The organism is Nonlabens sp., assembly GCF_051251825.1.
Lineage (GTDB): Bacteria > Bacteroidota > Bacteroidia > Flavobacteriales > Flavobacteriaceae > Nonlabens.
Genome location: NZ_JBPOGG010000001.1, coordinates 92,495 through 113,830 on the forward strand (window position 1 = coordinate 92,495; position 21,336 = coordinate 113,830).

The window sequence follows — 21,336 nt, forward strand, 5'->3', positions numbered from 1 at the left end:
CATGACCGTACCACAACGCATACTCGTTATCAGGCTTAGTGCCATGGGTGACGTGGCGATGTGCGTCCCAGTATTACTCGCTTTACACAGAGATTACCCGAGTGTTGCCGTGATTACGCTTTCGCGAAAGCGTTTTCAACCCATCTTATCACAAATACCCAACATTCAGTTTGTAGAAGCACAAGTGGACGACCTTCATAAAGGCGTTCCAGGATTATGGAAACTTGCCAAGGAGTTGAAAGAGCAGCAACCACAAGCCATTGCAGATTTTCATAATGTCCTGCGCAGTAAAATGTTGCGCACTTTTATGATGGGGATACCTACAGCTACTATTGATAAAGGTCGTAAAGAAAAGAAGCAATTAGTAGAGAACCCATCTTTTTTTAAACCCTTAAAGCACACCACAGAACGCTATGCAGACGTGTTGCGCAAACTAGGTTTTGAAATCAATTTACAACACAACGAATTTCTCTCAAAAAGACCTATTTCTGCTCAAATTCATGAAAAAATAGGCAAAAATACCTCAAAATGGATCGGTTTTGCACCTTTTGCTGCTCATCGCACCAAAGCCGTTGGGCTAGAAAAAGCTAAGGAGATTGCACAAGAGATTGCTGGGTTATCTCATGTAAAACTATTGTTATTCGGTGGTGGGAAAAAGGAAACCAGTGACCTTGCACAAATCGCTTCAACTGCAGATAATATGATCTCCTTTGCAGGTAATTTAGACTTTGAAGAAGAACTCAATCTTATCTCAAACCTTGATGCTATGGTTGCAATGGATAGTGGTAACGGTCATCTTGCTGCCATGTATGGTGTGCCAGTCATTACATTATGGGGAAACACGCATCTTTATGCTGGTTTTGCACCGTACGCACAACCTATAGAGCGTCAACTCACCGTTAGTAGAACAACTTATCCACTAGTTCCTACTTCCATTTTTGGTAATCAACTAGTAGATGGTTATGAGGATATTACTGATTCAATTGAGACAACTCGCGTTATTGAGGAGTTGAATAAGTTGTTGTAGGTTTTATATCAAAACGATATTTGCAGATTCTTTTGCTAATCCTATGGTTGCAATAGAACCACTATTAAACTTCAAAAAATCTTGTTCCACTCCATCACTAAAAATTATTCCATTATTAGGCATATAGGATTCGATAGTGAGTGAATTATTTCTAATGATGCCAGCATTCAAATTAGTCTGTGTTCTTATGCTTTTGAATGGCTCTCTTACCGCAAAAAGTAAATCGTTTTCTTTGAGTTTAGGTTGCTTAGCAACTAGATCCTTTTCAAACATTTTAGTTACCCCATATGCCATATTAAAAATGGAACTTAACCAACCTGTTGAACCTGCAGGTGTAGAAACTATAATTCCACTTGAAGAATGTTGCTCCGTTGTATTATTAAATGTGATTTTATAACGCGCAGATACATGGGAAGAAGCTCCGATGAATAAATCATTAAAAGCAAGTAATCTTTGACCATCATTAAGTTTTGCTTCAGCAAAACTCATTATTTTAGATTGATAATCTTTAGCCATTACATTTTCAACTCCTTCAATAAAATTAGTTGTGTTGAAGGGCAACAAAATCCCGTCATATCTTTCAATATCAGGATTCACGGCAATTATAGGTAAGTTTTGAGAGTACTTTGCTGTATTTGCTACAAGACCATCTTGACCTATAACAATGATGATGTTTTTTTTAGAAAAAATATAAGAGGAGACGAACTGTCTATCTATTGTTTTGTTTTTGATTACTTTAGAAAGTTGTGTTTGTAAAGAGTTTAAAGATGCTTTAAAAATGGAGTCTTCAGTTTCATATTCTTCAAAATCACCTCCCAATCTTTCAATATAAAATTTGGCTTGTGCTTTTGTGTTAAATCGTTCAATAAGCGATTCTAAACGTGTTTTACTCTTAACAATTATGGCGTACTCAAAGTTCATCAATTACGCTCTTTCTTTTCATTAAGAATAGAATCTAATAAATCAGGGCTTATATTTAAATTTCCAATTTTTCCTGCGTTATCTGCAAGTTCTCTAAAAGCAAGTGAAATGTTGAATCTTGGATCTGAATTATTATTTAAAGCCGTTAAGGTTTTCCAGTCCATATCTCGATAAGGCTTTAGAGTAGTTTCTAGTACATAACCTTTTGTTTCGGCTTCCTTTTTATCGTTCTCCGTTTTTTGTTCAATTAACGATTTACGCTGATTTTCCACAGAAATATCAGCATCTAACTTCATTTCTCTAAGCTTTCTTTGGTTGTCAGACTTCTGGACATCTGATTCCATTTTCTTTTCTGCAATTTGCTTTTGTTTTTCTTCTACGGCAATTTCTGTATTCAATTCAGATTCTTTAATGATTCGTTCTTGTTCAACAGCAAAGTTGCGTCTTTCATAAATGGCTTGATCAGCTTCTTGCTGTAGTTTTTCACGAGTCTCAGTTTCCAGTGCTCGAGCCATTTCTGGAGTTGCTTGAATCGCAAGAATATTCGCCCCTAGAATTTCTATGCCTAGCATTCCAATAGCTGTGGAGGTTTTAAGTCCTTCGGTAATATTTTCTTCTATTGATTTTGCAGATCGTATAGCTTCTTTCAACTTTATTCCATGAATGTAAGCTGATGTTGCCGTTTGTGCTTCATTGATGATTCTCTGATTTAGTTTTTCAATGTCATTCTTCTTATACTGGCCGTTATCTTGAACAGTAAAATCTAGAATATCTGCCAAAGTTTTAGGATTGTTAATTTTATAGCTTATTTGTCCCTGAATTGTTACTGTTTGATAGTCATTTGTAGACTCGTTAAAAACAAAGGGTAAATCATTACTTCCCATCGGTATAGCCACGATAGAACTGTTTGGAGAGAAATAGAAAAAGGAAAGACCTCTACCTTCTTTCTGTATATTCCCATTTTTAAAATGGAGAACATAAGTCATTGAGTCAAATTTTATGTGCTTAAATCCAAACATATTGTTTTGTGTTTTTAATCTTTCAATATTACAAGAAATAGAATTTATTTTTCACTTACTTCCCAAAACTATATTCACGTTCTACTTTACAAATACGTACATGATACCATTCATACCAGTCAGATTTTCCTAGACGTTGCGCCATTTGATGATCTAATTGCTGTTTCCACTGAGAAATTGCTTCAAGAGAATCCCAGTAAGAAACGGTAATTCCTATTTCTTCACGTGCACTCTCATGGTGTTTATAGCCAGGTTGTTGCTGTGCAAGATTTTCCATCAATTGTGCCATGCGATTATACTCAGGATGGTTTCCTTTTCTCAATGAAGTGAATATAACTGCGTAGTATGGAGTCATTATATTAAGTAAATAATTTAGTAATATTCCTCAAGTTAAAGCTTTTGGGAATAGAGCTGAAGTCATAGAACTCCTTAAATAGAAATATTACTTCTTCAATTTTTAGTATCTCATCTTTTTGAACTGATATAATTCCGGAGCTTGTATTTAAAATAACCCAACTTGTCTTTAAATGCTTTTTAAGTATCTTATTACCAATTACATAATGCTTAAAACCATAATCATCATGTTTACGATATTCGACTATTATCTTTTCGTTATCTCGTATACATTGAACATAATCTCCATTTTCCTTAGTTACTATTAAAAAATCATCAAATCCTTCCAATTCTTTCAGAATACTGATCCAGGTAGAATTAGGTTTTTTTTGATGGTTTGTGGATAAATACATTAATAGTCGATTCTTAAAGTGTCATAATCGTTACCTCTTCACTTCAATCCATTGCCCTTTATTACGCACGATATATTCATTATCATACATCGCTTCGCACTGAATTCCTGGTAAGTAGTAATTACCCAAGTAGCTAGCGTTAATTTTAGTCTCAAACGTAATGGACTTATTTGCCTGCAAGCTGAAATAGTAATTCACTCTGTCATCTCTTATGTCTGTGTACTCTGCTTTATTATCTGGATTATCGCCATATTCTGTGAAACGAGTATTTACTATTTCCCAACCGCTCGGTAGTATTTGTGTTAAAGCTATATCATTTACATATAATCCTGTGGTGTTTGTGATAATGACCTTGGCGGTAATTTCAGTTCCTTGAATGATGTTATTCATATCAATTGCCTTTCCATTACCATCAGTATAACTCACGATAGCAGCTAGTTTGCTCTTCACTGCTTTTTCTTCTCCTACCGGTAATTTTCCAGTGGTTGCAGTAGTGATGAAAATGCTGTTATCACCATTATTAGTTACGTTTATAGAAGTCGCTTGAGTATCTATATCTAGATCACGACTCGCAAGACTTTTTCCGCTTGTAACTGATATTGCTTTCCCTTTATAGTTATAACTCACGTCTATTCCTTTGCCGCCTACGTAATCGGAATATTTTGAGATGGCTAGTAAGGAATAAGCGGTTTCTTGTGTGCTATAATATTTTTGAGAATCCAGTCCTTTTGCAAGGTCTTCTACCAGATCTCTAGCTTTTCCATTTTCTTTTAATAGAATCATCGTTTCTAGCGCCATCGCACGATTACGTTGAGGTGAACCATAAGTTCTGTAATCATATTTAGATGGTTTGAAGTCTATGTTTGAATTAGACATCAACTCGTTGGCTGCTTTTTGCTGACCTACTAATGCATAAGCAGCAGATAATCTCAACTTACTTTCGTTTGACAAGTTTTTAGTCTCACGCAAGCGATTCATAGAAGATAAATCTGGTGCTCCAGCAAGTGCGAGTGTATATAATCGATAGGCTTGAGTTAAATCATTTCTATCGTTATAACGCCATTCTTTTGAAGCTCTTTTTTGATAAGCAATCCAGTTAGACTTGAAGGAAATAGGAATGGTATAACCCATTTTTTCTGCTTCTACTAAAAAGTGTCCTGCATAACTCGTTCCCCAATCATTTGCACTTCCATGACCTGGCCAGTAAGAGAAACCACCACCAGGACGTTGATAACGACCTAGTTTTTTAATAGCTGCTTTTACGTTGCGAGTTGTTTCTGCTTCTTTTTTACTGGTTAAATCTACTACTTTATTCAAGTGTAATTGTGGAAATGCAGCACTAGTAGTTTGCTCCACACAACCATGTGGATAGCGAACTAAGTAACTCAATCTACGACCTAAATCCATAGATGGTAAGCTAGAAAAAGTAACCTCAGCACTGTTAGTTCCACCAGTCCCAAAAGGTTTGATAGGAACGCTCACGGTTGCTCCAGCAGCCACTTCAGCCTTTTCAGACACGGTTGTGAAAGGATTAGGGTTTACCACATCAATCTCAGTACTATAAGCTGCAGTTTCTCCGTTTCCACTAGCTTTTAATTCTAGCTTTGCAATTCCTGCTTGTGGTTTTACTTTTACATCAAAGTACGCAATCTGATCACCAGTTTCTGTAAAAGTTAGTTTTTGTGTATTTCCATTTAAGAATTCAAAGTATGGAGAGTTATCCATCGTAACGCTTACATTCTTCACCTTTTTATCCATGGCAAAGATGGTTACTGGCAATTTAACGGTTTCCCCTGGAGACAGTTTTCGCGGAAGCGAAGCCAACATCATTAACGGCTTTTTAACCGCTGTTGTTTTCTCAGCATTTCCATAAGATTCTGTATTATCATTTCCTGCAACTACCATGGTGCGCACAGATCCTACATATCTAGGAATATCTATAGTATGTGATTTACTGCCGCCAGCTTTTAACTGGAATGGTCCTAAATGAATGACCATAGGGACAAAACGGTTGGCCTTTTTACCTTTTGCATCTTGCGCAGTTCCATCACCACCTATTTCAAAAGCGGCGTCGATGCGACCACCATAAGCGCCTACTACGTCGTCAAAAATATCCCAAGTTTTTACACCGAGCGCTTCACGAGCAAAGAAAGTATCCCAAGCGTTTGGAGTTTTAAAGTTGGTTAAATCGAGCAAACCTTCATCTACTACGGCGATGGTATAAGTCATGGCTTTACCACTTTTCTCGCTTACTTTAATAGTCGCTTGACTTTCTGGAGCGAGCTCGTCTGGCATATTGATGACTGGATATAAATGAGATTCCTTATTCTCCACCAGCAACGGAATCACACCATACATGCGTAATGGTAAGTCGTTTGCAGTCTGCGCGTGTGGTTGTAAATAAGTGATATGTACAAAGACATTAGGCACGTAAAGATTGTTGAGCGGTATGTTTACCTCTGTTTCATCTTTGCGTGTATCTACCCATTGAGCATCGAGAACTTCGGTGCCGTTTTCAACGGTTACGAGTGCACGTCCACCGCTGGCACTTGGGAACGTGATTTTTGCATTATCACCTACTACATATTTCTCTTTGTCTGCATTAAAAATGAGCATGGATGCAGTTTCTGGATCTGTTTTTCGGCTTTTTCCAGCCCAACCTGGCCAGTCTACATAAACTAGTTTACCGGTTGCATGACCACTTGCTGGATCATAAACTCTCACAAGATATCTTCCCCATTCTGGATACTCAAGATTGAAGTTAAAACTACCTTTTCCATTACTACCAGTAGTCACGGTAGTTTGCATCATTAACTCTTTATATTCTCTAGATTCATATCTAGAAAGGCTGCTGGAAGAACTTTGCCACCACCAGCGCCAGTTTACTTTATAAACTTTTACTTCTAGATTTTTAGTGGCTTTAGGTTTTCCGTTTTCATTGAGTGTCACCACATCAAATTTGTGATCTCGATCTGTAACTAACATACCACGACGCTTGTCTCCTGGTGGAACATCTAGTCCTACATAAGTGTCATATGGAGAATATACTTTGGTAGTAACGTTTGTGCTGAAATCTCCACCGTTTTCATAAACCTTAGTCAGGAAACTGGCTTTTAACATTCCAGGCGCTTGAGTGGACATTCCAGGCTTGAACGTGAAGTTTGCTTTTCCTTGCTGATCCACATTACTTTTAAACACTTCTATTTCCTCAGTGTCATAATAGCGTGATGGATCGTCAAAAACGTAGCTGTCATAGCTATCAAACTTAGTTGTCGTAGGATATAATTTTGCAGTAATGTCTGCTTTAAGACCTTTTGCTATCGCACCGTGCAACCACATGGTTTCTAGATTTCCAGTACTTGCTTTTCCAGATTTTAAAATCTCGTCTTCAAAATCAAGTTTTACCTTCAATCGGTTAGGTTTGATGGTTTCAATCTTGAGTGTTTTATTAAAAGTGGCACCACCTACTTCTATGCGCGCATTCCAGTTTCCGGTAGGTGCTTCACTATCTGTTTGTAAATCAAACTGATAAAAATTGTTCAATCCAGCTTTCATCACCTCGCGATGTGTGACTTTACCATTAGGATTGCGCAGCTCTAATTTTATAGGGTGACCGCTCGGTAATTCATTATCGGCATCATTAAGGACAAATGTTAGGTAAATATGATCACCTGGTCGCCACACGCCGCGTTCTCCATAAATGTAACCTTTGAGACCATTACTCAAGCTTTTTCCGGCAGTGTCAAACTTACTTACTGGCAGTGCATTTCCATCATCGAGTCTTACATAACCGAACTGATTGTTATAACTGACCTGTGCAAAAAAGGCTTTATCGTTTCTCAAATCTATGTTGAGCAATCCATCTGCATTGGTGCGACCTTCATAAAGCTCTTGTTGCTGGAAATTGAATAATTCCACGCGAGCACCACCTAAAGGCTTAGCCGATACAATATTGTTCACAGCAACCAGATAGGTATTATTCTCACCACGTTTCACGGTAATTCCTAAATCACTCGCCAGCACGTTTGTACTCACACTTTTATTGCGATAGAACGAATTTGAACAAGGATTTTCGCGCTCGCTCCAGTCATAATCATAATAATAGTCGTCATAATAATAGTTCTGGTAGCTATCCCAATTAGAAGACTCAAAAGAATCGTCAAAATCGATTTCTTCTACAACTTCAGTTTCATTAAGCTCGCTGTCCTCACAGTTGTAAGCGCTGTATGCTTTTTTATATTTGAATTCTACGCGGTATAAAGCGCCAGGATCTGGAGCGATGATTTTATTTAAGTCTATAGAAAACACATTCCACTTGGTCACATCTTTACCGCTGCCTTTTAAATCGATTACTTCACGAGCGACTGGACGACCTACATTACGCAGGTTTCCTTTATTCCCTAAATTGTTACTTTGTAAATACTGTAACACATTATTAGTATAAACTTTATAAACCCATACATCAACAGCCTTTAAGTTGACAGCTTTAAAATTGATTTTTAAATTCTCAGATGATGGTAGAATAGTTCCATTACGCACGAGTTCCACCGCAGGATCTACTTGCTCAAATGCAATATAACTCGAGAACGGATATTTTAAATTATAGCCATCTACACTTTTAACACCTGTAAAAACCTCTACTTTTTTACTTCCAGTTACGGCTTTGTTAGGATATAATTTGAGCTCATTACCATTCACTTCAAAACGGTATTTCTCTACGCCTTCAATTTGTACCAGTCCATCGAGGTTTTGACCTTTTTGTAACGGGTCAGAAAAGTTAACCAGTATATATTGAGAATCGTTATTATAAAGTTCCACGTCTGTTACAGAGAAGGAGTTTTTCCCAGGAATGCGCACCACATTTTCTCCTTCGCTATCTACGCCTATCGCTTTTCCGTTCCAGCTTACCTTGATCTCTTCATCTTCAATAGGACGTTTAATGCTATCTATTTTGAATGTAAAATATTTACCTAACTCATTATTATCGAGCATTTTAATAGGTAATTGTTTTCCGCTTAGAGTTGCTTTTAACAATTGGTCAGCAGCGGTTTTTTCCATGATATCACTACTAGTAATGCTTCCCGAAATGAATTGATAGTTGCTATCATAAGAACTCACAGGTTCTGTGCGCACTATAAAATCTTGTCGTATAGTTTTGAGTTCAAACTCAAAGGTTTTTAAATCTGCTGGGACGTCTTTTACTTTTCCTAGCTGGAACTTCACGGTATATTTTGTGTCTTGTTCCAGTGGCTCAGTAGGTGTAAACGCGATAGTCTGATGATCTAGAGAAGTTACTTTTCCTGTAGCTCGAGGCGAAAGTGTCATCAAACCATCTTCCAGCTCCATATCAACTTTCCAGCTTTCAACAGGCTCATTCAATCTTATTAAAATCGGTTCTCTGGTAGAAATGACGTTATCAGAAACCTGAGCAACATGTTCTCTAAACTTAAAAAACGTATTGACGTTTTCTTCGGTATTAATTTGAGAGTCTTCTTTACAGGCAAAAAGAAGGAGCACAGCACATAGAGCGAGGACGATTTTTTTCATAGAAACAGGCAGGAATTAATGGTATAAACAGATTTCCTATAAAATTATAGAAACTTGTTGAGAGTTAAGCGCATAACGTGAGAAATTTAAATCTATTTTTTTAAATTATTATCTATCACCAGATTTAGGTATTTATACCTATTGCTCATAGGATCCAAGAAACCTAGCTTTGAGAAATAATCATTAACTTTAAAAATATTATGTTTAAACGCACAAACGCACAAACGCACAAATTGGACTAAATCCATTCTTGCGCTAGCAATTATTGCCATGCTCACCGTTACCAGTTGTCAGAAAGATGACGTTCCATAGGAAACAGTTCAAGAAGATCCACAATTTCATGTTGAAAAATTGACAGGTACTCAGCTTACAGAAAATCGATCGCTCAATAAGGCCTTAAGAAAAGCAAAAGCATCTCTCGGGATTAATGCTGCTCAAAAATCTGTTTATGACTCTATTAATGGATTTTGGATTGATGATAGTAAAGTCAACCATTTAACAAGTGGAGATTATGAAAGTTTTACTTTCGGAATTTATAGTTCACTTGACTCATTAAGCATTCAAAACTTAGTTTTCCATAAACAAAAAGATAGCACTTATTTACCAATTGTGTTATCATATGATTTAAATCAAATCGATTCAACACAATCTACAATTAAATATAGAATATTAGATTCTTCTTTTATTTTAGACAATATAGGTAAAAATGATGCAGGTGGGCTTCTAGATATTAATCCTTGTGGATGGGACACATCGGATTGTTTATGTTGGAGAATTGTAGGATATGAAGGAGGAAACCCAATTACACAATTAGAAGTTCAAAATGATTGCTCATGGCAAGCAGATCAGGATGAAACTATAGATGCTGGAGATACCGGCGGCGGCGATGGTGGAGCAAATACTGATGGTAGTGGCTCAAATGATGGAAACGGAACAGCAGGTGGTTGGACTAGTGGCGGTGGTGGTGACGCCAGCGGATCTAATAATATTGATGATAATAACGATCCTTGTGATGATCAATTAACTCTGAGTGATGACTCTTGCTCTGGAGTTATTTCATCGCCTATTTCTGGAATTGAATTTGAAGAAAGATCTAATTTATTTGGCTCCTTAATTCTATCAGATAGAATTTACTTGTCAAATAATCCAGAGCTTGAAGAAATGCTATTAGAGAACTTAGATTTTGAGGATGATTCTGAACTTGATAAAGAAGTTGCAAAGGTAGCGATTGATTTAGCAAAGGCTTTTGATGGTGAAGGAACTACTACAGAAATTGACCCTTCAGAAATCATTCAAAAATTACAGCAAGCTGTAGCTGAAGGTATAACGTCAACTGCAGAAGCTGCTCATAAGCTTTATCTTGTATTGACAAAATTGGAAGATTTATATCCTGGCGCTACCAGCGATATTAATACTTTTGTAATAAATCCGATTCGAATAAGTATGCTTCAATTAACGCAGACAAGTGTTGATCAAATGGAGTGGATGGATTTATTATTAGTTTGGACTTTTGAGCTTGGAGGTAATTATGACGGCATGGTTAACACTTCAGATTTTAATCCCAATAATGATGCTGTATTAATAAATATTCATGGAATAGATAAGCCGCTCATAAGTGGAGATGGAACTAATGACCCAAATAAAAACGTAAAGGATTTAAGCGAACCATTTGATGTAAACCAAATACCTGATAGTCAACAAGGTTCTGTAAATGCTGTCAGGCAACTTGCGTTACAATCTATTCAAAATAATCAGATTCCTGCCCCACCAATACAAAGTAGTTTTTCTAGTACTTTTAGTTATGGTCAAAATGAATTCTACGATGGCATTAGTAACCTAAATGTAGCAACAGCTTTTTTAGGCAGCTATACTGTTAGTACCGTTGTTACTAATAATATGGATGGCACCTATGATATCTCTTTTGAGCTTTCTAACACCACAGGATGGGAAAGTGGAACTAGATTTAGGAAAGATGGTCCTGATAACAATTTACAGCACGATGCAGTAATATCTAACAAACCAAGAGGTTCAGGTATAAATATGGGTGGTAACATTAAACAAAATTTCCAATGGACAGAAACGTATCCTTAAAATCTTTATTATTATTGATTTCGTGCTATACTCTATATTCTTGTAACATAGATTTGAGAAATTCCGATGGTGGTTATGAAGATTATTCTATAGACGATGATAGCCAGTGGAATGGGCTTTATAAATTTCAATCAAATTCAAAAGTGGAAATGTCTACAAATAATGGTGATTTAAACTTAAATCATAAGTATTATATAAAGTTAAAAGACGGAGAATTACTTGATTATGTAATGCCAGAAATAAATGTTGAAAATAAATTTACTGGTAAAACTACTAACGATCAATTGCTTGGGGTAGATAAGATTTATAAAAATGGAGTTAATTTTAAATTTAAAAGAGATAATCTGATTTCAGATTTAAATGGAGTTCTAAAAAAGCGAAACGACACCATTTTTTTACGTTTTCAATATTTTAATAATGAATCTGTAGGATATTGGTATATGTACAAAGAAAAATAATGATTTATTGAATTGAACTCAAAACCTCAAGAACTCCTCTTGAGGTTTTTTGTTACTTCTAGCTTTAGTTTAAGTAGTGATATAGACCTTAAATCCAAACCTCACAGGTTTCGATTAAAACCAGTTCTATTCTACTCAAAACCATAATAACTGTAATCACTTGAAAGCTTTTAAAAGCCAAACCTGTGAGGTTGGTTCCTAAAGAAGCATCGATTTTAAATTGCCTTATAAAACCCCAAAGGTTTGTTTAGTATATGCTGAAGAGCTTTTCAAAACCTTATAAAGAATAAAAATTACCGTAGTTTTTAACGGCGAAACCTTTGGGATTTGAATTAAAATGTAATCATCAATCCTCATAATTCCCATCTTAAAACACCATTACCACACCGATTTAAAATATTTTTGAAGAGAATCTGTTTTAACAGCACATGAAATACTTTATTACATTTCTCTTCACTCTTGTAATGGCACTTGCCAGCGCACAAGAATATGAGAATGTAAAAAAACTACGTCGTGCGGTGAGTGATAGTATTCAACTCGATAGCGTGAGTATTAATCCGTCGTATTTTAAGATGGTGGATCGTCGTGGTGCTGCTGTAGACTCTGCGGCATATCGGGTTGATTTTGTAAACGCCATATTATACGTTCAAGATGCAACCGCGATTAAAACAGACTCGGTTGATATTCAATACTTACCATTACCAGCATTTTTAACGAGAACCTACCAGCAATATGATCCCAAAATCATTTTAGATAATGAAAGCGCTCAAGAACGCATCGTCGCATTACGGCAATCAACCGTGCAGCGCAATTATGTTCCCTTTGATGGATTGAACACCACAGGATCGATCACACGTGGTTTGCGAGTAGGAAATAATCAGAATTCGGTTGTGGATTCAGAGCTGGATTTGAGAATTTCTGGAGCGCTGTCAGACAAGGTTTCTTTGCGAGCTTCTATTCAAGATGCAAATGTGCCACAAACCCAAAACGGCTATTCTCAACGCCTCGATGAATTTGACCAAATCTTTATAGAACTCTACAGCGACGACTGGAACATAAGAGCTGGAGACGTAGATTTAATACAAACAGATTCTTACTTCAACAATTTTACAAAGCGAGTTCAAGGAATCTCAGGTCAAATCAATTTTAATGGTGAAGATTCTAAAAGCTACGTTCAAGCCGCTGGAGCTCTAGTACGTGGTATCTTTAATATTTCCAGATTCACTGGTCAGGAAGGAAACCAAGGTCCATATAAACTCACCGGTCGTAATGGCGAGTTGTTTATTCTGGTAGTTTCTGGTAGTGAACGCGTTTTTGTAAATGGTGTGCCGCTCACACGTGGAGAAAATGCAGACTACGTCATCGATTATAACGCTGGAGAAGTTCGATTTAATGCAACGTTTCCTATCACAAGCGAGATGCGTATTTCTATAGAATATCAATACAGCGAGCGCAATTTTACCCGATTTGTAGGCTACGGAAAAGGTGGTTATGAATCTGAAAAATTAAGCGTAGAATCATATATCTATACAGAAAGCGATGCAAAAAATCAGCCACTGCAGCAAAATTTAAATGAGGAACAAGTTGCTATTCTCGCGGCTGCTGGTGATGATGAAGATCTTGCGATTGCCCCAAGTGCGGTTCCCGATACTTTTTCTGAAAATAAAATTCTGTACCGTCGTGATGTAGTAGCTGGTGTGGAACGATTTGTTTTTTCACAAAACCCGACAGACGAGCTGTTCAATGTGCGATTTTCACTCGTGGGAAATAATCAGGGAAATTATGTGCTCGTAAACGATCAGGCGATTGCAAATATTTATGAATATATAGCACCTATCTCAGGTGTGCCGCAAGGAAATTTTGAGCCAGTGATACGATTATTTGCACCTGAAATTATTACCATCGCTGGTGCCAAAGCACGTTATAATCCTTCTAAAACCACTGTTCTGAACACAGAAATTGCTGCGAGTAGTAATGACTTGAACAGATTTTCTAGTGTAGATGATGATGACAATCGTGGCGTCGCTGTTATACTAGCTGTACAACAGCAACTGTGGAAAAAGGACTCACTCACGACCTTAAAAGCACGTATAAAATCAGATTACATCGACCAGAATTTCCGCAATGTGGAGCGTGTTTATAACATAGAATTTAATCGCGATTGGAACATCGATGTCACGAGCGGTAATCAGATTTTTTCTACTGTAGGATTGGATTATGTGCAAGACTCTACGTTGCGCGCCACTTATGAGTTGGAGCATCTGCAATTTTCAGAAAGTTACAATGGTAATAGACACAATTTGAGTGGTGTGTATCGAGATGGTGGCTGGCAAGCACGCTTTCGCGGAAGCGTACTCAACAGCAACGCAACCACACTAGAATCCCAATTTTATAGAGCAAACGTGGACGTGATCAAACGTTTTAAAAACAAGTGGATAGGTGCTCGATTTGATACCGAGGACAACCAACAAACCGTAATTGCAGACGGTAGTTTCACGCCATTATCGCAGCGATTTGCTGGTTATGAAGTTTATACCGGAATAGGCGATAGTACGGCAGTTTATGTTGAGATAGGTTATAGAAATCGAGTGAATGATAGTGTGCGAGTGGGAAATTTAGAGCGTGTGAATCGATCTAATAATTATTATGTGAGGTCGCAACCTATTAAAAATGAGTTGAGTAGTTTAAAAATATTTGCAAATTATAGAGTTTTAAAAAGCGAACTAGAAACCGTGGAAGATGAGGTTTCTTTTAATAGCAGATTGCAATATCAGCGCAAGTTTTTCAGTAAAAAAGTGTTGTGGAATACCACTTATGAGACTAATAGTTCAACGATTCCACGTCAAGATTTTACTTATGTAGCTGTAAATCCTGGGCAGGGAACTTTTACGTGGATAGACTATAATGGTGATGGGATTCAGGATTTAAATGAGTTTGAAGTGGCGCAATTTCAAGATCAAGGTCGATTTGTGCGCATATTATTACCTAACCAGATTTTTGTACCTACGCATCAAAATAAATTCTCGCAAACGCTCACTTTAAATCCCATTTCCTGGGGACAAAAAGAAGGTTATAAAAAGGTGCTGTCGCATTTTTATAATCAAACGAGCTATTTAGTAGATCGTATGGTGGCTCGAGAAGGAGCGACTTTTGATTTGAATCCTTTTGGCAGTAGTGATAGTCAGCTAGGATTGAATTTAAGTTTTAGAAACAGCCTCTTTTTTAATCGTGGGAAACAAAAATACACGACTAATTATACCTACATAAGTAGTGCAAATGAAAACCTGCAAAGCATAGGTAGTTTGAGCAGCGATGTAGAAAGTCATCAGTTAGGATTTATCCATAAAATTAAAGAAAGCTGGCTCATCACCGTTGATGCTCAAACTGGTTTTAATGCTAGTGAAAGCGAGAACTTTGCTAATCGTAATTTCAAGATTAACGAGAGTCTTTTCAAACCTCAAATCTCTTATTTATTTGGTAAAAGTAGTCGTGTGGACTTGTTCTACGAGCTACAAAACAAAGAAAATGTCGTGAATGATGATGCCATGCTTAATCAGCAGAATCTTGGTGTGAGTTGGTCCTTTAATAAGGAACAGAAGTATGCTGTAAATGGTGAGATTAAATACGTGAAAAATGATTTTCAAGGCCTTGCATTTTCTCCCGTAGGTTTCCTGATACTGGAAGGATTGCAACCAGGAACTAACTTCACGTGGAATCTTTTATTTCAAAAGAATATCTCTAGTTTTCTAGATTTAAACGTTTCCTACAGCGGTCGTGATAGTGAAACGTCTAGAACGATTCATACCGGTAGTGTGCAATTGAAGGCTTATTTTTAATCTTTTTCGTTACCATAATTCTGATTTAAAATATGAAATGCAGAAACCTTACCCTTTAGGGTCAGGGAAAAAGGTTTCTATAAATCTCGCCAAACCCTTGTGATGGTTCACACAGTTTCACTGAGTTCGTCGTCCACCTGTTTTCCCTTTGCAAAGGGAAACGCTTTTTTAGTTACTTTATCAATTTTATTGAATTAATCACTCGACATTATATTGAAAATTAATTCTTTAAAACTATCAACTCGCTATTTCATAGAGTGAAACCTGCGGTATATCAATCCACAATAGATGAGACTAGAGTGTGTGATTACTTTTATCATCTCAATAAACATTAAAATCAATTTTATGAAATATCTAGTTAAGGTATCCTTGTTATTATTTATGTCCATCGCTTTTTTAAGTTGCGATAATGACGACGGTATGGCCGACAATCAAAACCAATGTAACTATCAAGGATTAACCTTCTTTGACGGTACCACAAACACTTTATTGCCAGAAGCACAATTACAAACTGAACTATTCCCAAATAATGGTGGACCTGGAGTTGCGGCTGTTGAAGTATATGAAACCACTAATCCAGGAAACATCTTTTTAACTACAAGTGCTGTAACGCTTAACGCAGTAGGACCTGGAACATTAGGAATCAATGGTACCAATTATGCAGTAACTGTAACTTGTCAGCGTGCAGGAACCGCTGTAGGTGATGAGTTTAGATTTGATGTAGTAACTGTTACTGGTGGTTTTGAAGGTGAACTTTGTGTAGTCATTGATGCAGTAGTTCCATAGTCAATATATTTCTTGAAAAGAACACTATTAAAAAACCTCATAGGTCGTTAAGATCTATGAGGTTTTTTGTTTAAAATTTATAATTATCATTCTGAGTTTGACACGGAATCTACTAGTGATGGAAACGACTATCATTTTCACAACAAAATCTTATTTAAAATACGAAATATAGAAACCTTACCCTTTAGGGTCAGGGAAAAGGTTTCGCTTTACCAGTAAGACTGCTCACTGCCTACTAAATCCTGCCTACTGTTTAATTCTCTTCAACCATTCACTCATGCTCACACGCTTTTCTAAGTAAGATTTTAAATCTTTAATAGCAATACGTTCTTGAGTCATGGTGTCGCGATCTCTTACCGTTACTGCATGGTCTTCTTTAGTATCGTGATCTATGGTAACACAATATGGCGTTCCATTTAAATCGTGACGTGCATATCGCTTTCCTATAGAATCTTTTTCTTCATAGGCTACTTTCATAGACCATTTTAAATCGTCTATGATTTCTTGAGCGATTTCTGGTAAGCCGTCTTTTTTCAATAATGGTAAAATCGCTGCTTTAACTGGAGCAAGAACCGCAGGTAATTTAAGAACCGTACGCTCGCCACCATTTTCTAGTTCCTCATCTACTAATGAGTTAGAGAATACTGCAAGAAACATTCTGTCAAGACCTATGGAAGTTTCAAGAACATAAGGAACATAACTCTTATTTTCTTCGTGATCAAAGAACTGTAGTTTTTTACCACTGTGTTCTTCGTGTGCTTTTAAATCAAAATCTGTTCTAGAGTGAATACCTTCAAGTTCTTTAAAGCCAAAAGGGAAATTAAACTCAATATCAGTCGCAGCGTTTGCATAATGTGCAAGTTTTTCATGATCGTGGAAACGGTAATTCTCATTGCCCATTCCTAGTGATTTGTGCCACGCCATGCGACGCTCTTTCCATACTTCAAACCATTCAAGTTCTGTTCCTGGTTTCACAAAATATTGCATCTCCATTTGTTCAAACTCACGCTGGCGGAAAATGAATTGTCTCGCAACAATCTCATTTCTAAACGCTTTACCAGTCTGCGCAATTCCAAAAGGAATCTTCATGCGACCTGATTTTTGAACATTCAAGAAATTCACAAAGATCCCTTGAGCCGTTTCTGGTCTCAAGAATAAATCTGTTGCTGTGTCTGCACTGGCACCTATTTTAGTACCAAACATGAGGTTGAATTGTCTCACGTCTGTCCAGTTCTTAGAACCTGTATCTGGATCTGCTATTTCTAGTTCTTCAATTAGTGCTTTTACACCTTCAAGATCTTCGGCACCGAGCAGCTCTGCGAGTCTTGCGGTAGGCTCAGTAGCTTTTTTCATGTAACCCATCACACGCGGATTGGTCTCTGCATACATTTTGGCATCAAAGTCTTCACCGAAACGTTTAGCGGCCTTGGCGATTTCTTTATTGGCTTTCTGCAACTGTTTCTCGCAGTAATCTTCTACAAGGACATCAGCACGATAGCGTTTTTTAGAATCTTTATTATCAATCAGTGGATCGTTAAAAGCGTCCACGTGACCACTAGCTTTCCAGGTAGTAGGATGCATAAAAATAGCAGCATCTATTCCCACGATGTCTTGGTTCAATTGCGTCATCGCTTGCCACCAGTATTCTCTGATGTTTTTCTTTAACTCTACACCATTCTGACCGTAGTCATAAACAGCCGCTAATCCATCATAGATTTCGCTGGATTGAAATACATATCCGTACTCTTTTGCATGTGAGAGTACCTTTTTAAACTGATCTTGATCGTTGTTCTTTGCCATAGCTGCAAATGTAAAAAATACTGCGTTTGAATTGATGTGATTTTGTTTATTTCGCTTTCGCGAAAGCGAATATTATAACATCTATATTACTTATAAGAGTTATTTTTAAAAAATGAAGTCAACTTGTGTCATCATTCCGTGTTTTAATGAAGAGTCCAGGCTAGATGTGGACGCTTTTTTAACTTTTGACGCTTTTGAAATATTACTGGTTAATGATGGCAGCGAGGATTATACAAAATGGATATTACACGATTTAGCTATTAAAAATAGACGAATCTCAAATCTACAATTAGATAAAAACGTAGGTAAAGCTGAAGCAATACGTCAAGGAGTTCTATTCTTAAAAGGGAAATTTGAAACTATAGGATATCTCGATGCTGACCTGAGTACGAGTTTACAAGAAATGGAACGGCTTATTGAAATACACAAAACAAGTACATATAAAATAGTTATGGGTTCTCGTTTAAAAATTGCGGGTTCTCAAATTAATAGATATTGGTGGCGACACTTCTCTGGCAGATTAATCGCGACAGTTATAGATAGTATATTTTTAAAAGCTGGAATTTATGATACTCAATGCGGTGCCAAAATTATTAATGGAAAAACAGCTCAAGAGCTATTTAAAACTCCTTTTGAGACCAAGTGGTTATTTGACGTAGAGTTGTTATTGCGTTTAAAAAAATCATCTAAAAATAATAGCTTAAATGAGCTTGTAAAAGAAGTGCCACTTTCTCGATGGGTGGATGATGGTGATTCTAGAATTAGCTTTAAAGATGTGTTGAAACTACCTCTTTCCTTTTATAAAATCTACAAAAGATACTTATGAAGCAATTTAAAGAGCTGCTGACGTGGTGCGAGAAATACGGGCTTTTTACAGTATTGTGTTACAGTATTATAATACGTCTTTTAGTTTTTTTATTTTACAATGGGATCACCTATTTTCCAGATTCGGGAGATTATATAGAACTCTCAGATTTATTGTTAAATGGCGAGCTTATAGGATATCATGGAGCAAGAACACCTGGTTATTCTATGTTTTTAGCTTTTTTAGGAAATCAACACTGGCTTGTTGTTATTGTTCAAAATTTACTCGGCCTGTTAAGCTTATTCTTTATATATAAGATAGCCGAGCAATGGATTTCACGGAAAGGAGCAATTATAATAGGAATACTTTTAAGTAGTTATTTACCATTTGTTTTTTATGATTTTGCAATACTTACAGAGAGCTTATCAGCGTTTTTATTAGTTGTACTCGTTTGGTATATGAATAAAACCAAGTTTTTTGCAAAAGATTGTGAAAGGTCAGTTTATGTAAAACTCGGATTGGTGTGTGCTGCTCTATTTTTAGTTCGTCCGTTTTTTATTTATGTACCGTTTTTAATAGTCAGTTTTATTGCGGCAACTCATTTTAAAGAATTTAAAAGGCACATATTTCTTTTATTTCTATTATTAATTATTCCAGTAATCACTTTAATAGGCTGGAACAGTTTTAATAAATTTAATACTGGTGTTTTTATGACCAGTTCCTATGAAGGAATCAATTTAACTCAAATAGGAACTTCATTCTACGAGAAGTTGCCTGAAGAATATAAAGAAGAAAGGGAGATTTTATTAAAGCATCGTAATGAAATTGTTGCTACGCAACCTGATCATGTTTACCCCATGACGGTATGGTTTGCGAGGAAAGAATTGAAAATAGAAACAGGTTTGGACAATCTAGAGTTATCATTACATCTCAAGAAAATGTCTAAGAATCTACTCATGGATAATCCTATAGAGTACGGGAAACAGATAGGAGTTTCATTCTATAAATTCTTTGGGGCAGAGAGCACCTTATTATGGAATGTAGAAAAATTCAACAGTAATTATATACGTAAAGGCTTAATCGGATTATGGATTTATGGACAGCAGTATATCTTAATTCTCTTGAATATTTCCTTCTTAATACTAAGCTTGATTTTTCTATTGAAAAACAGGATTCTTAAAAACTGGGGAATTATACAGTTTTTAGTTCTGTTAGTTATTCTAGGAGCAGGATTTCAAGCGATGATCACCTTTGGGACTAATTCTCGTTTTTGTTATCCGTTTACTTTTTTCATCTTGATTTTTGTGTTGAAATATCTTCACAATAATTATAAATTACGTCAGTTCTCATCATAAAAAAAAGCGCCTCAAGGGCGCTTTTTTTATACTTGAAATTAAACTCTATCGCAACACCAGCTCAGAGCTACTTACTCTTATGCCGCCATTGTATAGATTGATTCTATAAGTTCCTTTAATGATATCATCTTCATTTGCTTGAACGAGTTCGCATATATCGAGTTCTTTTCCTTTGTAGTTAAAAGATACGACCTTAGAATAAGTGAGTTCTTGATCTTCAAACTGCTGTTTCTTTTTAAGTCCTAGAACGTTATTATCTGGATTTACCACTTGTAAATAGAAGGATTGAACTCCTGTGGTAGCCAGTGCGTTTTGTGGTAGTGTGAAACATACTTTTAAATCGTCCACACGACGAGCTCGGTCGTTTTCTATTTCTTTACCGCTACTTCTTATAATAACTCCTTTTGCATTAAAGTTAGTAGGAAGTAAGGTGGCAGCTCGAGCCATGTTTTCATTAAGATTATCTATTTGAACTGTTTTTTCAGTACTAGAAATAATCTCCTCGTTAAGAACTTGTAGGGTGCTGTCTTTCACACGCACGAGCTCTTGATTTTCTACTTCTAGGACATAAATACGTGCGGCAAGAACCTCGCGTTCATCTTTAATTTTTACGAGCTCTCTACGCAATCGTGCGAGAATTGCTACGTTAGGCTCCAAACGGCTCACAGAATCTTTCAGTCTTGTGATGCGTTCTTTGGCAAGTTCAAGGTCACCAGTTAGTGCGGTTCCTTTTTCAATTTCTATGCGATATTCTTTGGAAATATTATCGAGTTCTTTTTCGATTTCGGTCTTTTCAACTTCTAGTTGTGTGGTAATCGCTTCGTTTTTATGATGTGCTTTATAGGCATAAGTTCCTAATGCAATCAACAGCAAAACGGCTATTCCTAGTAAGATCTTTAATAAACGGTTGTCTTTTTGAGTTCCCATAATGTTATCTTTAAATCG

The 21,336-nt window shown here is 36.6% G+C and carries 14 protein-coding genes; 7 read left to right on the forward strand and 7 right to left on the reverse strand.

The genetic code is table 11. The annotated features are described in order from the left end of the window. Position 1 precedes the first annotated feature (1 nt). The gene (locus ACSHWW_RS00440) at positions 2–1,027 is read left to right on the forward strand and encodes a glycosyltransferase family 9 protein (protein ID WP_435680430.1); all 1,026 of its coding nucleotides are present in this window, start codon (positions 2–4) and stop codon (positions 1,025–1,027) included. 3 nt (positions 1,028–1,030) lie between these two features. On the opposite strand, the gene ACSHWW_RS00445 is transcribed toward ACSHWW_RS00440, so the two are convergent. From ACSHWW_RS00445 to ACSHWW_RS00465, 5 genes are all read right to left on the reverse strand, one after another. Beyond that, the gene (locus ACSHWW_RS00445) at positions 1,031–1,846 is read right to left on the reverse strand and encodes a sugar kinase (protein WP_435680431.1); all 816 of its coding nucleotides are present in this window, start codon (positions 1,844–1,846) and stop codon (positions 1,031–1,033) included. A gap of 101 nt (positions 1,847–1,947) precedes the next feature. Then, entirely contained in the window at positions 1,948–2,934 is a 987-nt protein-coding gene (locus ACSHWW_RS00450) for an SPFH domain-containing protein (protein ID WP_435680432.1), read from the reverse strand. Between the two features lie 88 nt (positions 2,935–3,022). Next, positions 3,023–3,322, reverse strand: coding sequence for an antibiotic biosynthesis monooxygenase family protein (locus ACSHWW_RS00455; RefSeq protein ID WP_435680433.1), 300 nt, complete (start codon positions 3,320–3,322; stop codon positions 3,023–3,025). Between the two features lie 4 nt (positions 3,323–3,326). Then, on the reverse strand, positions 3,327–3,713 hold the full coding sequence (locus tag ACSHWW_RS00460; RefSeq protein ID WP_435680434.1) for a hypothetical protein: 387 nt from the start codon (positions 3,711–3,713) through the stop codon (positions 3,327–3,329). Between the two features lie 30 nt (positions 3,714–3,743). Continuing rightward, positions 3,744–9,260, reverse strand: coding sequence for an alpha-2-macroglobulin family protein (locus tag ACSHWW_RS00465; RefSeq protein WP_435680435.1), 5,517 nt, complete (start codon positions 9,258–9,260; stop codon positions 3,744–3,746). Between the two features lie 351 nt (positions 9,261–9,611). Here ACSHWW_RS00465 and ACSHWW_RS00470 point away from each other — a divergent pair, with 351 nt between their 5' ends. The 4 genes from ACSHWW_RS00470 to ACSHWW_RS00485 all read left to right on the forward strand — a co-directional run bounded on the left by ACSHWW_RS00470 (position 9,612) and on the right by ACSHWW_RS00485 (position 16,431). Continuing rightward, a complete protein-coding gene (locus tag ACSHWW_RS00470; RefSeq protein WP_435680436.1) occupies positions 9,612–11,351 on the forward strand; it encodes a hypothetical protein in 1,740 nt (579 codons plus the stop codon). A 53-nt stretch (positions 11,352–11,404) separates the two neighbouring features. Next, positions 11,405–11,809: a hypothetical protein gene (locus ACSHWW_RS00475; protein WP_435680437.1), complete on the forward strand. Its 405-nt coding sequence runs from the start codon at positions 11,405–11,407 to the stop codon at positions 11,807–11,809. A 428-nt stretch (positions 11,810–12,237) separates the two neighbouring features. Then, complete coding sequence (locus tag ACSHWW_RS00480; protein WP_435680438.1) at positions 12,238–15,645, forward strand: hypothetical protein; 3,408 nt, start codon at positions 12,238–12,240, stop codon at positions 15,643–15,645. 345 nt (positions 15,646–15,990) lie between these two features. Continuing rightward, complete coding sequence (locus ACSHWW_RS00485; RefSeq protein ID WP_435680439.1) at positions 15,991–16,431, forward strand: hypothetical protein; 441 nt, start codon at positions 15,991–15,993, stop codon at positions 16,429–16,431. A gap of 246 nt (positions 16,432–16,677) precedes the next feature. Here ACSHWW_RS00485 and ACSHWW_RS00490 read toward each other — a convergent pair whose 3' ends face one another. Further along, the gene (locus tag ACSHWW_RS00490) at positions 16,678–18,231 is read right to left on the reverse strand and encodes a glycine--tRNA ligase (protein ID WP_435680440.1); all 1,554 of its coding nucleotides are present in this window, start codon (positions 18,229–18,231) and stop codon (positions 16,678–16,680) included. Between the two features lie 112 nt (positions 18,232–18,343). On the opposite strand from ACSHWW_RS00490, the gene ACSHWW_RS00495 reads away from it, so the two are divergent. After that, entirely contained in the window at positions 18,344–19,057 is a 714-nt protein-coding gene (locus ACSHWW_RS00495; protein WP_435680441.1) for a glycosyltransferase, read from the forward strand. Then, positions 19,054–20,391, forward strand: a complete 1,338-nt coding sequence (locus ACSHWW_RS00500) for a glycosyltransferase family 39 protein (RefSeq protein WP_435680442.1) — start codon at positions 19,054–19,056, stop codon at positions 20,389–20,391. Before ACSHWW_RS00495 ends, ACSHWW_RS00500 begins: the two co-directional genes overlap by 4 nt. 45 nt (positions 20,392–20,436) lie before the next feature. On the opposite strand, the gene ACSHWW_RS00505 is transcribed toward ACSHWW_RS00500, so the two are convergent. Continuing rightward, the gene (locus tag ACSHWW_RS00505) at positions 20,437–21,318 is read right to left on the reverse strand and encodes a hypothetical protein (protein ID WP_435680443.1); all 882 of its coding nucleotides are present in this window, start codon (positions 21,316–21,318) and stop codon (positions 20,437–20,439) included. Between the last annotated feature and the right edge of the window lie 18 nt (positions 21,319–21,336).